The 14,824-nt window shown below is 49.9% G+C and carries 7 protein-coding genes; 6 read left to right on the top strand and 1 reads right to left on the bottom strand.

Features of this window, described 5'->3' with window-relative positions; translation table 11 throughout:
- Positions 1 to 14: 14 nt before the first annotated feature.
- The gene (locus tag BQ2633_RS07990) at positions 15 to 3,149 is read right to left on the bottom strand and encodes a SusC/RagA family TonB-linked outer membrane protein (RefSeq protein WP_428829842.1); all 3,135 of its coding nucleotides are present in this window, start codon (positions 3,147 to 3,149) and stop codon (positions 15 to 17) included.
- 1,308 nt (positions 3,150 to 4,457) lie between these two features.
- On the opposite strand from BQ2633_RS07990, the gene BQ2633_RS07980 reads away from it, so the two are divergent.
- The 6 genes from BQ2633_RS07980 to BQ2633_RS07950 all read left to right on the top strand — a co-directional run bounded on the left by BQ2633_RS07980 (position 4,458) and on the right by BQ2633_RS07950 (position 14,719).
- The gene (locus BQ2633_RS07980; protein ID WP_075566309.1) at positions 4,458 to 7,829 is read left to right on the top strand and encodes a SusC/RagA family TonB-linked outer membrane protein; all 3,372 of its coding nucleotides are present in this window, start codon (positions 4,458 to 4,460) and stop codon (positions 7,827 to 7,829) included.
- An 81-nt stretch (positions 7,830 to 7,910) separates the two neighbouring features.
- Complete coding sequence (locus BQ2633_RS07975) at positions 7,911 to 9,539, top strand: RagB/SusD family nutrient uptake outer membrane protein (protein WP_075566308.1); 1,629 nt, start codon at positions 7,911 to 7,913, stop codon at positions 9,537 to 9,539.
- 104 nt (positions 9,540 to 9,643) lie between these two features.
- Positions 9,644 to 10,729: a hypothetical protein gene (locus tag BQ2633_RS07970; protein ID WP_075566307.1), complete on the top strand. Its 1,086-nt coding sequence runs from the start codon at positions 9,644 to 9,646 to the stop codon at positions 10,727 to 10,729.
- A gap of 64 nt (positions 10,730 to 10,793) precedes the next feature.
- Positions 10,794 to 11,804 (top strand): FISUMP domain-containing protein, encoded by a 1,011-nt coding sequence (locus BQ2633_RS07965; RefSeq protein ID WP_141700166.1) that lies wholly within the window; start codon positions 10,794 to 10,796, stop codon positions 11,802 to 11,804.
- Positions 11,805 to 12,063: 259 nt separating this feature from the next.
- Complete coding sequence (locus BQ2633_RS11195) at positions 12,064 to 13,539, top strand: thioredoxin family protein (RefSeq protein WP_083234001.1); 1,476 nt, start codon at positions 12,064 to 12,066, stop codon at positions 13,537 to 13,539.
- Positions 13,540 to 13,564: 25 nt separating this feature from the next.
- Positions 13,565 to 14,719, top strand: coding sequence for a retropepsin-like aspartic protease family protein (locus BQ2633_RS07950; RefSeq protein ID WP_083234000.1), 1,155 nt, complete (start codon positions 13,565 to 13,567; stop codon positions 14,717 to 14,719).
- Positions 14,720 to 14,824 lie beyond the last annotated feature (105 nt).

Here is a 14,824-nt window from a genome sequence, read left to right as displayed (position 1 = left end):
TGTCTATTTTGAGGTTAGAAGGTCACGGAGATACCCAAAGAGTTGGTCATCATGAGAGGATAGTTAGATCCACGTTCTACATAGGTTTCGGGATCGGTATTCACCTTCATGCCGTCGATAGTCAAGAGATTTTCGACAGAGTAGTAGCAACGCATCTTGGAGATGCCCAACACTCGAGTGACACTTTGAGGAAGCGTGTAGCCCAATTGGATATTCTTGAGACGGAGGTGGCTAGTGTTGTTGAGCCAGAAGGAGCTCATGACACGACGCCAGTGACTCATAGACTGTTCGCCTTCTACGACGCGAGGCATCTTAGGATTGCTCTTGTTGTAAGTCCAAGAGTCGCGCCAGATAGTAGAGGGGTGAGAGTTGTCACCTTGGAAGTCACCATAGATTTCAGAACCGAGCACACGTTGTGCTCCAGCATAACCTGCAAGGATAGCTTGGAAGTCGAAGTTGCGCCAACCGAGGTTGAGCACCAAACCGAAGTTCCACTTGGGTTGTGCAGTGCCGTGATAAGTGCGGTCGTCTTCAGTGATTTTGCCATCACCATTGGTGTCCTTATAAATCAAGTCACCAGCATGGAATTTATTACTACCGAAAGGATAGCCAGGTTTGCCACTATACTTCTTCATCCATTCCTGTGCAGCTTCTTCACTTGGGAAGAATCCATCAGCTTCATACATGTAGTAAGTGCCGAGAGCATGGCCTACAGCCTTGCGTTGGTTGCCATCGGGCAGATAGTCTACACCACCAAGGTTGAGGATTTCGTTCTTGTTGTAAGACACGTTGGCTTGTGCGCCAAATGACCATTCACCCCATTTCTTTTGGTAGCCAAGGGTCAATTCCACACCCGTGTTGCGCATAGCACCCACATTGTCCATGTAGTCACCGAGCATGAATTCGTAAGGCACGGGCACTTTCATGATAATACCTGTGGTCTTGCGGTCATAAACATCGAGGCTACCAGTGAGTTCATTCCACAATTGGAAGTCTACACCCACACCCCATGTGCGAGCTTCTTCCCAAGAGATGGTGGTTTGCTTGTAGCTACCTTGATAGTAACCCGTGTTGGGTTTGCCATTGAAGTTGCTGACTCCACCAATGTTATAAGTATTGACTGCTGGATAGTAGTCATTGAGTGCGTCTTGGTTACCGAGAAGACCCCAAGAACCACGAATTTTGAGATAGTTGAGCCAATCCTTCGTGTTTTCCATGAAGGATTCTTCAGAGATGCGCCATGCAGCAGAGAAAGAGGGGAAGTAGCCCCAACGATGTCCCTTGGCAAAACGTGAAGAAGCGTCTGCACGCAAGTTGGCTTCAAAGAGATAGCGACCCATCAAGTCGTAGTTGATACGACCGAAATAGCTCAGCATGTTCAAGTCGCGAGAATAACCGCCATTGGTTGCAGTGGCAGCTTCGCCCGCATTCATGTCGGTGAGTTCATTGCCTGGGAAGTTCTTTCTATAGGCAGAAAGTCCGTGATAGTGATAGCGTTCGGCATGATAACCTCCTAAGAATTTGAGGCCATGAACGCCAAACTGCTTGTCGTAATTGAGCGTAAGATCGAGGGTGGTGCGAGTGTCGTCGCCAAAACCTTCAGTTAAGTTGTTGGGAGACGTCTCCTTGTTAGGGTTGTAGCGGAAATACTTCAAGAAAGATTGTTCATAAGCATTACTTGCTACGTGGCCGAGTTTCGCACTCAGCATAAGGTTATTGAGAAGCTGATAATCCAAACCCAAATTAGCCGTGATGGTACGGTCTTCGTTCTTGACGGGTTGGTTAGCTTCAAGCCATGCTATTGGGTTACCATCACTAATAGTGCCATAAGTACCATTCTTAAAGTGTGCTGGAATCCAAGGAGCGATGATATTAAGTTGTCGGATGATTTGGTCAGAACCGCGACCTACATAATTATTATTAGGGTCGTTGTGGTTATCCTGAATGAAATTTAAGCCAACGTGTCCTGTAAGTTTGGGCGAGAAATTGAAGTCCAGGTTCGTGCGCATGGTGAAACGCTCACGACTGGATGATTGGAGGATACCTTCTTGGTTCATGTATCCTGCAGAAGCCATGTATTTCACCAAATCTGTACCACCAGACACATTGAGGTTGTGTGAGTGTTGCACACCTGTTTTATAAGCAAGTCCGTACCAATCAGTATTGGGGTGTCCATCGGGATCGGAACCGTCGGCAAATTTCTTGAGATCCTCATCAGACCAACGTGCCTTCTTGCCATTAGCCGCAAGAGCATCGTTATACATCTTGGCATATTCATAAGAACTCAAGCGTTCTACTAAGCGAGTCGCATTGAGAAAACCTACGTTACCATTGTAACTTACGACTGGCTTACCGGTCTTACCGCGTTTGGTGGTCACCAGGATGACACCATTGGAAGCCTTAGAACCATAGATGGCGGCAGAAGCTGCGTCTTTCAACACAGAGATGCTTTCAATGTCATTAGGGTCAAGGGAGTTGAGTGTACCCGCTTCGATACCATCAATGAGGATGTAGGGAGCTGCATTATTGAGAGTACCAATACCACGCACGCGGATAGTAGAACCATCGGCGCCAGGACGTCCTTGTCCTGCGGTAACGGTGACACCAGGCATCAAGCCTTGGAGAGCAGAAGAAACGTTTTGCACGGGACGACTCTGCAATTCTTCACTCTTGATTTGAGCAACAGATCCAGTGAGGTTTGCCTTGGTTTGGCGGCCATAACCCACTACTACAACTTCGGAAAGGTTGCTATTGCTTTCTTTCAAAGAGATGTTGAGGGGACTACCATCTCCCACTGCTACGTCTACTTTGTCGTAACCAATGTAACTAATATTGATGTGTCCGCTACGCACTCCGTTGAGGGTGAAAGCACCACGCTCATTGGTCAAAGTGCTGATGCGAGGATTTTGGGCATCACGCACAAGAGCACCGACAAGAACTTCGCCTTTTGCATCACGCACCACACCAGTGACACGTTTTGTATTGGCAGCTTTTTGATCCATCACGGCTGCACGATGGGTTGTAGCTTGCGCAGCCAGAGCTTGCGCAGGAGAAAAAGGCAGTGCGCCCAAAGCACACATCAAGCCGATAAAGGCCGACATCCGCGCAGCACCTCGGCTTGCGGAGGGTCTACGATTAGCATTGCTCATCATAGGGTTTGTTTTTAGGTAAAAGACAATGGAGAATCTACGAAGGATTCTAAGACGAACGAAGGGAGTTGGTCACAAGGAGAGGGACAATGACCCAAGGGGGAAAAGCACCCCTCAAACATGAGGTATTTTCGTTCGTGATTTCGGTTATAGAAGATTGGCGTATGTATCTCGCTTATTGTGCGAGTACGGTCAATTTGTTGTTTTCGTCTTGGTCTTAGGAAGCAGGTTCCTCGCGGCACTTCCATGGTATTGTTGGGTTTATGCCGAAAGCGGTGAATGAAATGTGAGAAAATCCAAAGTAAAAGTACTCAAAAAGGGTGCTCACAACCGCTATTTTGCAAACTACACTTGCTGTTTTCAATTGTTTTCAAGGGCGAATTTGAGATTTTATTTCGACTTCTCCAAATTTTTTCTGCATTTTTTCTCATTGCGCACTCTTTTTTCGAGAAAAACTCACCTAGCCTTTCCCTTAAAACTAAATTCTCCTCGAAAAATTGCGAGTATTCTCTACTTTTTTACTACACAAATATTCCCCTCCTGCACAAGTTACTCGCGGTTCCTCAGAAAACTACTTCACCCAACAAGCCGCACTCCTCATTTCTCTCTTTTTTAAGTAAAGAGAAGCCCCAAGGCTACTCGCACAGCGTGGAGTTTTTCTACGATCTCTCCTAGCGAGGATCCCTCTCTGCCCTATCTCATACTGACAGTTCCAAGCACCGTTCAGCATTCTGGCATTCTGCTGCAAACTATTGCACAACTCTCTCAAAACTATCCCATTCCCTTACAGTTCAGACTTGGCGCTTCCAGTTTTTCTCCTACCACCTTCATTTTTCATGCACTATAAAAGAAAATCACCCGTCACCCGAGATTAGCATTTTCCTACAATTTGTGCATCTTTTCTTTTTTCCTAGCCATCTTTTCGGCACACCACAAGAAACAGAAAACACGTTTTTCTCGAGAATTTCTTGACAAAACAAATCAAATCCACCCATTTTCGCTAACTAAATTCGCAAATTTCCCATCAATCTTCTCCATTCGATATATATACCAACGCTATCTATCGCGCTAAAATCAGAGAAATTTGCAATTTTGTGCCCTGCAAATTATCAAAATGATTACTTGTGCGCGATATTTACGCAGAAAAATAAACAAATTCTTGTTATAATCACCAACAACTAGTATATTTGCATTTGTAACCCTGCATATAAGTACATAATTAAATTATATGTATGCAGACTTTGACCGCACATTTCATCATCCCATCTCTCCATGCCTATGAGGACATATCCCCCACTTCGTAGTTTTATGGCCGCGATTATCGCGGCAGGAGCCTTGACGGCCGCCACGCCTCTTGCAGCACAAACCACAGCCACCACCCAAAACACCGCACAAGACAACGTGGTGTCTGGTATGGTATTTGACAAAACTGGTGACCCCCTTGTTGGTGCCAACATTCGCGTCACATTGGGTCGCAAAGTTTTGACGGCACAGACCGACAGCAAAGGTGCTTATCGTGTGAAACTGCCTGCAGGCACCAGCACGGCTGGACTTTCTATCTCGGCTTCCTACCTTGGCATGAAGCGACAAACGAAGAGTGGACGCAGCAATGTGGCGCACTACGACTTTATGCTCGAAGATCACAGCCAAAGCCTCGGAGAGGCAGTGGTAACTGGTTATGGCACGATTTCGACTCGCGAGAAGACGAGTGCCATCACTTCGTTGAAGATGGAAGAAATCCTCATGCCTGGTATGACGAGCTTGGAGCAAGCGCTCGAAGGTCGCGTGCCCGACATGGTGTTCATGCAAAACTCTGGTGAAGTGGGCGCAACAGCTCGTATGCGCATCCGTGGTACTTCCACGCTCATCGGCAATCGTGAACCACTGTGGGTGCTCGATGGCATTCCTCTCTCCGATCCAGTCGATGTGACCAACGACCAACTCAACGACCCTGACTACATCAACTACATCGGTAACGCGATTTCGGGCATCAACCCCCAAGACATTGAGCGTGTCGACGTACTTAAAGACGCGGCTGCTACAGCACTCTATGGCACACGCGCAGCGAATGGCGTAATCGTGGTGACTACCAAGAAGGGTGAACCCGGTCCTCCTCGCATCACCTACAATAGCCAGTTGAAATACACGGCGCGTCCTCGCTATTCCGACCGCGACATCTACTTGATGAACTCACAAGAACGCGTGCAGTTTGGACAAGAATTGATGAACCTCCACTACACCTTCCCCAACCACATGACCATGGTGGGCTATGAAGGTGCATACCATCGTTTTGTTACTGGACAGACGGACTACAACGGTTTCTTGGCTGAAGTGCAGCGCGCAGAAACCGTGAATACCGACTGGTTTAAGTTGCTCACCCACGATACTTTCAACCATAACCACACCGTGGCACTCTCGGGGGGTAGCGAAACTGCAAGATACTACGCATCTTTGGGATACAACCGCGAAGAAGGTGTGCAACTGCACCACAACAACGACCGCTACACGGCTTCGCTCAACATGCAAACACGCATTGCGAAGGTGATTCAAGCGAATATCCGCCTCAATGCCAACGTGCAGAAGAAAACGCAACTCCCTGGCGAAATCGATCTCTTGGGCTATGCTTATGGCACCACGCGCGCGCTTCCAGCCTTCAACAACGATGGTTCTTATTTCTTCTACCAACGCCACGCCTACAACGTGGGAACGGACAAGAACGAGCAATATAAATATGCTTACAACATTCTGAACGAAATTGAGAATGCTGAGAAGCTCTACAGCTCAAATGGTATCATGGCAGCACTCGATTTGACTTATCGTTTCAAATCTATGCTCGACCTCACGCTCACCACCTCTTATCAGCGCACACACTCCGACAACTCTACCTGGTTTGGCGAGAAATCCAACTATGCTGCGCAGCTCCGCAATGCGGAATACGGACAAGCTCCCATCCCTGGCGACTATGGTCTCTCGGATATGCCTTATGGCGGTGTGTACAACACTGGCACGAACGTCAACGAGAACTTTACGCTCCGTGCACAAGCCAATTTCCGCCACGCTCTCGGAGAGAAGAAACAGCATCTCCTCAGCACTTCGTTGGGTTATGAAATGAACGTGTCGAACACCGATGGTTTCAGCGAAAACACTCGTGGATTCTTCAAGAGTCGTGGTTTGAAATATGTGAACATGACAGCAGAGGAAATGAATCGTTTCCCCAAATATGCTTCATGGGTGGCACACAATCATCCTACACTCCGTGCCGACAAGACACACCGCCTCAGCGGCTACGCCATCTTCTCTTACTCTTATGGTAGCTTCTTCTCATTGAGTGCCAACACGCGCTTTGATGCTTCCAACAAATTTGGCTCACGCAGCAACGAAAAGTTCCTTCCTGTGTGGTCCGCCTCTGGTATGCTCAATCTGAAGTCTCTCTTCTTGCGCCAATACGATGCCGTGAGCGATTTGCGCCTGCGCACCTCCTTTGGTAAGACCGGTAACATGGTGGACAACCAAACGCCCAACCTCTTGTTGCGCCAAGAGAGTCTCGACACTTACTATGGAGAAAATGTGTCGCGAGTGGATGCTTTGCCCAATCCCTACCTGCGCTGGGAACAGACCGACCAGTGGAACGTGGGTGTAGATGCATCACTCTTCGACTATCGCCTCACAGTGGGCGTCGATGCTTACTACAAGCACACTAAAGATGCCTTTGACAACACGTTGGTTTCGCCCTTCAATGGTGTGGAAAACTACACAATGAACGGCAGTGACATCACGAATAGCGGTTTTAGTATCAATGTTTCAGCCTATCCCATCAAGACACGCGACTGGTCGTGGTTGGTTTCAGCCAACTACTCTGTAGTCTACAACAGCATCAACACGAAGACCGCCAACAAATATAAGATTGAAAAGTATCTCAATGGTACTGCCATCATCGACGGTAAGCCCATTGGCACTTTCTATAGCTACAACTTCATCGGACTCGACCCACAAAATGGTCTTCCCCTCTTCGATGACTACCGCGACCGCCAGCACTTGCTCGAAGGACAACCCCTCGATCAAATCATGCAACGCGTAGGTTCTCAAAGCGGAAGCCGCGAGCCCAACTTCGCTGGTTCGTTCTACAGCACCTTGCGCTACAAGCAATGGTCGCTCTCTGCCAGCTTCAACTATGCACTGGGCAATAAGATTCGCAAATTTGCCTTGTATAAAGACGTGCTCGATGGTGTTTCTTCGGAAAACAACGTCCGCAAGGAGTTCACCAAGCGTTGGCGCAAGCCCGGTGATGAGCAGCACACCCAGCTTCCCTCATTGATTAGTCCGAGCGATCCCGCTTTTGGCGACAACCGCTACCACTGGAGTGCTGCAACTCCAGCAGCTACCCAAGGTTTTGAGGCTTTCGCCGACAACTACTGGATGATGTATGACAACTCCAATGCACGTGTGGTGTCTGGTAGCTACTTGCGTTTGAGCAACCTTGCCTTGCGCTACCAGTTCTCTCGCAAGCAACTCAAAGGATTGCCCTTCTCTAACCTCGCATTCGATGCTGCGATGTCCAATGTCTTCACGCTCAAATCGTCTGCCCTCGAAGGACAAGATCCCACACAGTCAGGTTTCTCCCTGCAAACCTCACTCTCTCTCCGCCCATCGTTCACCTTTGGCTTGAGAGTTTCGTTCTAATCATCACCCACCTTGAGGCAGTCGGCGCACTACTTCCCACAGTGAGCCACGTCACAGCCTCAACCAATGCATAGATTACTCATGAATCACAAGTTTTCTACCCTCGCACTTGCCCTTTCGCTCCTAGGCACTGCAAGCTGCAACGACTTTCTCGATCAGTATTCTCAAGATCGCGTAGTCGCAAAGACCGTGCAAGATCTCAACGAACTGCTGGTGGGCGATGTTTACCTCAAAAGCTATGTCGTGAACAAGGGTGTTTCTGCCGGCACTTACGGATTTGTCAACATCCTCGACGATGATATCAACACCACTGGCACGTCACAACAGGGCAACGTGGGCAACACGGCGTGGACGCACACCGTAGCTCCCATGTATGGCTTCTTCACTTGGCAACAAGATGTGCGCTATAATTATGGTCGCACCAACAAGCTCAACGATGATGCTACGCTCAAAACACTCTACACACGCATCAACCATGTGAACAACATCGTAGACCTCATCGACGATATGCCACATGCCACTGAGGAAGACGCAGCGCTCTACCACCGCGTCAAAGGTGAGGCGCTCTTTGCACGCTCACAGTTCTATTTTGCTTTGGCCAACCTCTACGGACGTCCCTATCGACTCGATTCGGCTGCGGTAGATCTCTGCGTTCCTTTGAAGCTCACCTCTTATGTGGAGCACAACAAAGACCAAGAGACGCAATTCTCTCGCGCCACTAATGCCGAAGTTTATGCACAAGTGGCAAAGGATTTGGAGACAGCTGCCAGCGAACTGACGGTTTCTCCACAGCCCGACCGCTTCCGTCTGCACCGCGCATCGGCAGAGGCAGCGAACCTCCTTTTAAGCCGCGTGTATCTCTATATGCAACGATGGAGCGATGCCGAAAAAGCTGCTCGCCGCGTGGTGGAAAGTCCACGTGCTAAGCTCGCTACTATCGCTTCGTTGCAGGGTGGTCAACCTTTCTTGACCCGCAACAACGCAGAAATCCTCTTCACACAAGGAGCTAACCACCTTGCTGCCTCAGACCGCAACACTTCGCTCACTGGTGCACCAGCGGACTACTGCGTTTCACGTGAACTCTACGAATTGTATTCGTCGTTCGATGCGCGTCGCAATGCCTTCTTCAGCACCAATTCCCTCTCCGACAGCTTGGGATTGGCCAATAAGTATGAGCGCACCACCGAAGCCAACCACATCTCCGATGGTTTCACCCTCCGCACTGCCGAAGCCTACCTGAATCTGGCAGAAGCCTTGGCCATGCAGGGCAAAGATGCCGAAGCCAACACCGTGCTTCACAAGTTGCAAAGCCAGCGCATCGATGAAGACTTGATGATCTTCACCGGAGAAGAATTGGTCAATGAGATTCGCAACGAACGCCGCCGCGAACTTTGCTTCGAGGGTCACCGTTGGTTTGACCTGCGTCGCTATAGTGTAATGGAAAAATATCCTTTGCACAAGACTATCGTGCACGCTTTCAATGCCTACACGGAGCAAAACTCCTTCCTCACCACGCATTTGTTTGTGCTCCCCTCAGGCGATGCGGCTTACACCTTCTCACTTCCCGAGAGCGTCATCTCATTTGACAAGGTGCCCATGCCCAATCACGTGCGTCCCGAACGTGTCGAAGTGAAGAAACCTCGTGAATTGCCCGAACTTCCCAAAGACGAAGAAGGCGACAACACCGAGACTCCAACTCCAGCTCCCTAAGCATTGTCGCACCACACTGCGAGGAGGCACGCTAACGGTTTGTGTTTCCTCCGCGGCAAAGCTACAAAGCCTCACGTTTCTCAACCTCTCAAGCCTCACCCCCTATGAAACATATATTTTTGTTCCTCTGTTCGCTCCTTGCTCTCGTGGGCTGCAGCAGCGAAGATCCCATCACCCCTGGGCTCACCTATGGTAACGACTTTGTCATCACCGACCAACCCAACGACTCTGTGCAACATGAGCGCTATTTGCTCTACAAAGATTTCGGAGTTCCGGTATATTTCAACGACACCATCGCTAAACACAACGAAGGTCTTGGCATAGATGGTAAGCCCCGTATAACTTACGAGACTGTAGATCTCAACTGGACCTTCTCGGGCTACAATCGTGGTGTGAAATACTCCTACGTCTATCTCACTTCTCCCGAAGATCAGATGCGCGCGCTTCGCTTCATCCGCAGTTATCTCGGTCAGATTTCCAAGCCCATGCGCCCCTTCAGCATCATGGTGGCAGATACCCTCACCGCCACTTCGACGCACCGCACACAACAGCCCACCTTCCACGTGGGATTCCGCACCCTCGTGCTGGCGCAAGTGCGTTCGCTCACCGACTCTGCCAAGGTAGCCACCCAAATCAACACCATCGTGCAAAGCATGGTGAGTGACCGCGTCAAAGCTCAAACCGCTCTCTGTGGCCGTTTCGCAGAGGTGAGCAAGACCAACGGCTGGTATGGACAAGAATGGAAGAAGCTCAACAACATCTCCCCCATGCCTACGGTGGTGGATTTGGGCAAGAAGAGCTTCATCTACTCCGTCAATGCACTTTACGATGAGCCACCTTTCACCCCCTACAACCACGAAGATATCGTCACCTTGCTATTGCGCAGTGGTGGAGGTCTAACAGCCGTGGCACAAGATGAGGAAGAAGCCCAAAACTTGCGCCGTGCCATGATGGGAGAAATCGCACAATTCGGTTTCCTCACAGGTTGGAAGCAATCGGGAGCGTACGCACCTAGCGACGACAGCGAAGACCGCGAGCAATATCTTCAAGCGCTGCTCTATCTGGGCGACGGTGGTTTCCGCCAACGCTATGGAGATTTCCCCCTCGTGATGCAGAAATATGAGTTGCTCTACAACTTTATCAGCCAAACGCTAGGCTTGAACCTCAACTACAACCGCATTGAAGAATAGAGTCCTTCAAGAGTCTCTCCACATTTCTCTGCAAATGTTTCACCGACAACGTCAAAGCTCTCACATGAAGTCCATACTATATACCCTCCTCCTACTAGCCACAGGCTCACTCATCGGATGCCATGACACCGAAACTCCAGATTTCAGCTATCAAGCATCGGCAGTTACGGCTGGTCCTGACTTCACCGACCCTCGCGACAGCAATGTTTACCACACCATCCGTGTGGGCAACCAACTCTGGTTGGCTGAAAATCTGCGCTACGCTCCCAATGGTTACAGTCTAGATGGTGCTTTTACCTGGGACGAAACTCCTGTGGATCAAAAGAAAATGGTGCCCGACGACGAAATTCTGGGGCAAATGATTCAAGACCTCTTCCTTGATCCAAAGTTTGATGGCTGGAAAGTAGATGGCACCCCCATCGACAATTTCATCCTCCCCTACTTCAAGCACTATAAACGTGGTCGCATGACTGCAGCGCAGCTCCGCGAAAATATAGCTTATCTCAACCCTGATTTCGACGACACCCTCACCACACGCCTTGCCAGCTTTGCACTCCAACCTGCTGCTCGCGCCAAATATGGCCGTGCCAACTTTGAAAAAGCAGAGAAGGCCAACGGAGGTTATGTCAAGAAATATGGTTTCCTCTATTCCTACGCTGCTGCAAAAGCCGCTGTACCCGAAGGATGGCGCCTCCCCTCCGACCAAGATTGGCAGCAACTTGAGCAAGCGCTTGGTCTCACTGCCGAAGAAGCACAGCGCAACAATGCCTGGCGCGGTACTGGTCTTGGCAAGGTGCTGAGCGAAGGTGGGGCATCTGGTTTCAATGCTCCCTTGGCAGGTGGCAATGTCTACCAGAAGTCGCGCGGACAACTTTATCTCAACCGCGGCAAATCGTGGTATTATTGGACCTCTACTCCTGTAACCCTCAATGACTCTCTAGCAGGAGCCATCGTGCGCATGTCTTCTCACTTCAACGACAAAGTGTGGCGCGGCACTTCTCGCGTAGACAACATGGCACGCTCCGTGCTCTACAGCGTGCGCTGTGTGAAAGACGTGACTGCAACAGACAAATAAATAGCCTTACTGTAGGAGAATTCACATCGGTTCTCCGACCTATCATTTAGAACTCTCGGACCTTCTCGAAAAAGCTCCGAGAGTTTTTCCAAAATGTCCGAGATAATTTAGAAAAAGTCCAACGTTTTTGAGAAAATCTCCGAGTTTTTTTGATAAACATCGGAGATTTTCTGAGTTTCGTCTACTTTTTCCAGAAAGATTCCGTACCTTTGACGAGATATTTCTCAAGATTACGTCTAACGTCTAAGTATTTTCTCTTATGACTATCAAATCTCTACTCCTGGCTTGTGCCACTGCTTTGAGCTGTCTTGCCCCTCTTTCTGCCGCGGCTCAAGTAGAACCCAGCATGTATGGCGACAAAGTGAAAGCCGACATCAAAGTAAATTATGTACGCTCTCTCGACGAAGCCTTAGCACGTGCCAAAGCAGAGAAGAAACCCATCTTCTTCAACTGCTATGCTGACTGGGCGATTCCCTGCCACGGCATGGATCTTTACGTCTTCTCCAACCAAGAATTTGCGGACTATCTCCACAAGAACTTTGTGCCTTTCTATATGGACGTGAGCAAACGTCAGAATGCCGCTATCGCTAAGCGCTACAACATTCACCGCTTTGCCCACTTCCTCGTCCTCGATGCTGAAGGTAATGTCATCCAACGCATCATCGGTGGCAAACAGCTCCCCGATTTCCAAAAGGATCTTGCACTATCGCTCTCTCCCAAGACCTCTCTCGCTGGCCTCTCTGCGGCTTATCAAAAAGGGAAGCGCGACAAAAAGACCCTCCGCAACTATCTCTATGCGCTGAGTCTTGCAGACGACTCCACCTTCAACCAAGTGGCACAAGAATATTGGGCACAACTTCCGGAGAAGGAATACGCAAAGGAAGACAACTGGTTCATCCTTTCGCGCCTGGTCACTGACCGTCAAGCTCCCCTCTACCACTATTTGGTGGATCATCGCGATGCTTTCGTCAAAAACATAGGTGAAAACAAGGTGAACAGCTTCTTGGAACGTATGTTTTATTCGGAAGCTGCCGCTTATGCTTCTGGCACCGCTCCCTACGATGCCGATGCGCTCTTAGATCTATCCTTGGGCGCACGAAAAGCTGGCTTGGCAGACACCTCTGCTGTCTATCCTACGCTCAAACTCGCTGAACTTCGTGGCACCAAACAATATGAGGCTCTCGTGGACTTCATGGAAAAGGAAGGCGCGAAGTTCCACAGTTCTCGTGCGAGCTACGAACTCACCTTCGATTTTCCCGACCTCAACGCCCAACAAATCAAGCGTCTTTGCGCTTACCTCCGTCAGCGTTCTACCGTCGAAACAGGAAGCGCAGCCAAACAATTGAGTTTCTTGGCAGACCGTTTGGAGAAAAACGATGGTATCATCTTCGACCACCTTACTCTCAAAGAAGCTCTAGCAAAAGCCAAAGAGAGCGGCAAACAAGTCTTTGTAGACTGCTTCACCGAATGGTGCGGCCCCTGCAAGATGTTGGCTCGCGACGTCTTCCCTCGTCCAGAAGTAGGCAAGGTGTTCAATGCACGCTTCGTGAATCTCAAGTTGGATATGGAAAAAGGCGAAGGTCCTGAGGTGGCAAAGCGCTACAGCATCTCTGCCTATCCCACGCTCCTCGTGCTCAACCCCGATGGCACAGTAGCCGGAAAAGTGGTGGGTTCACTCCCCATGGAGAAAATCCTCGAGGAGATGGAGAAAATCCCCACAGCTCCTCAACAGTAGTTCTACCATTCACCTAGTTTAACCTATGACATCTACCTTTCTTCGGTCGTTGGTTCTCGGCTGCTTGTTGATTTCCACCTCACTCTTCGCAGCGGCACAGCGTTTTCGCGCCATTGTGCCCTATGTCAATGAGGGGGGCAAACTCATCGTATCCTTGAAAGTCAATGGACAACAAGGCCGTTTTCTGCTCGACACAGGTGCTCCCTGCTGCGTGAGCTATGAATTTGCCACACGCATCGGACTCAAGGCAGGAGAAATGCGCACTGGCGAAGACTCCAACGGCAGAGCGGTGCAAGCCTCTCTCGTGAGTTTGGACAGTCTGCAATTAGGTGCGGTGACCTTTCGCAACATCCAAGCCATGCAATGGGAGAAGGGCAACCCCACTGCCCAACTCATTGACGGCATCTTGGGCTATAACCTCTTGCGCATGGGCATCGTCAAGTGGGACACTCGCCAACGTCAGTTCATCTTCACTACCCTCACCGAAGGACTTGGCTTAGACCCCTCACGTGCACTCCCGTTGCTCCCCAACGACTATGTGCCTATGGTGGCAGTGCGTTTGGGCAAAACAGACCTCGACACGGTGATGTTCGACAGTGGTGCGGAAGGTTTTTATGAAATGTCAAACCGACAGCGCGAACGCCTCACTCAGAATCGTTCCACTGCGCGCATCCTTGCCACTGCCGACGGCACTTTGTCCATGGGAGCTAGCGGCATTGAAGGAGTAACAACCAAGCACCGCATCCTCATTCCCCAAATGGAGATTGCGCACTTCCGATTTGCCGACGTTGCCACCACCACCACCGACGGCACGGCATCGCGACTTGGCTCACAACTCTTCAATTATGGGGATGTCGCCATAGATTTTCCTCGACGCACCTTCTATTTCCTCCCACATCCTGCGCAGAAGGAACCCCTCAAGGTCTATCAACCCGAATGGGAAGTCGTGCCCACCGTCACCGCCGATGGCACCATCGTAGCCGGCATCGTGTGGAATGCGAAACTTCCCATCGATCAAGGCGACCGCATTGTGGAAATCAACGGCAAACGTTGCGAGCGCATCGACTTTGCCAAGGCAGTTTCGACACCTCCCTTCGTGCTTTCAGGCAAGAAGACTGAGATTGTCTTCATCCCCCAAGGGAGCACAGAAGAGCAACGGTTCACCATTCATTGCAAATAGTGACCAGGAGGCGAATAGGCACTAGGATTCCTCACTCTCCTCTCTAGACGAGAGAAAGGACCACTTCCTTATCTTGTAGCTCTATTCCCCCACGAGGGAGCACCG

Origin of the sequence: Ihuprevotella massiliensis, assembly GCA_900095835.1 — a bacterium.
GTDB classification, from domain to species: Bacteria; Bacteroidota; Bacteroidia; order Bacteroidales; family Bacteroidaceae; genus Alloprevotella; species Alloprevotella massiliensis.
The sequence above is the reverse complement of the archived record's forward strand: the minus strand, read 5'-3'. Positions and strand labels throughout refer to the sequence as shown.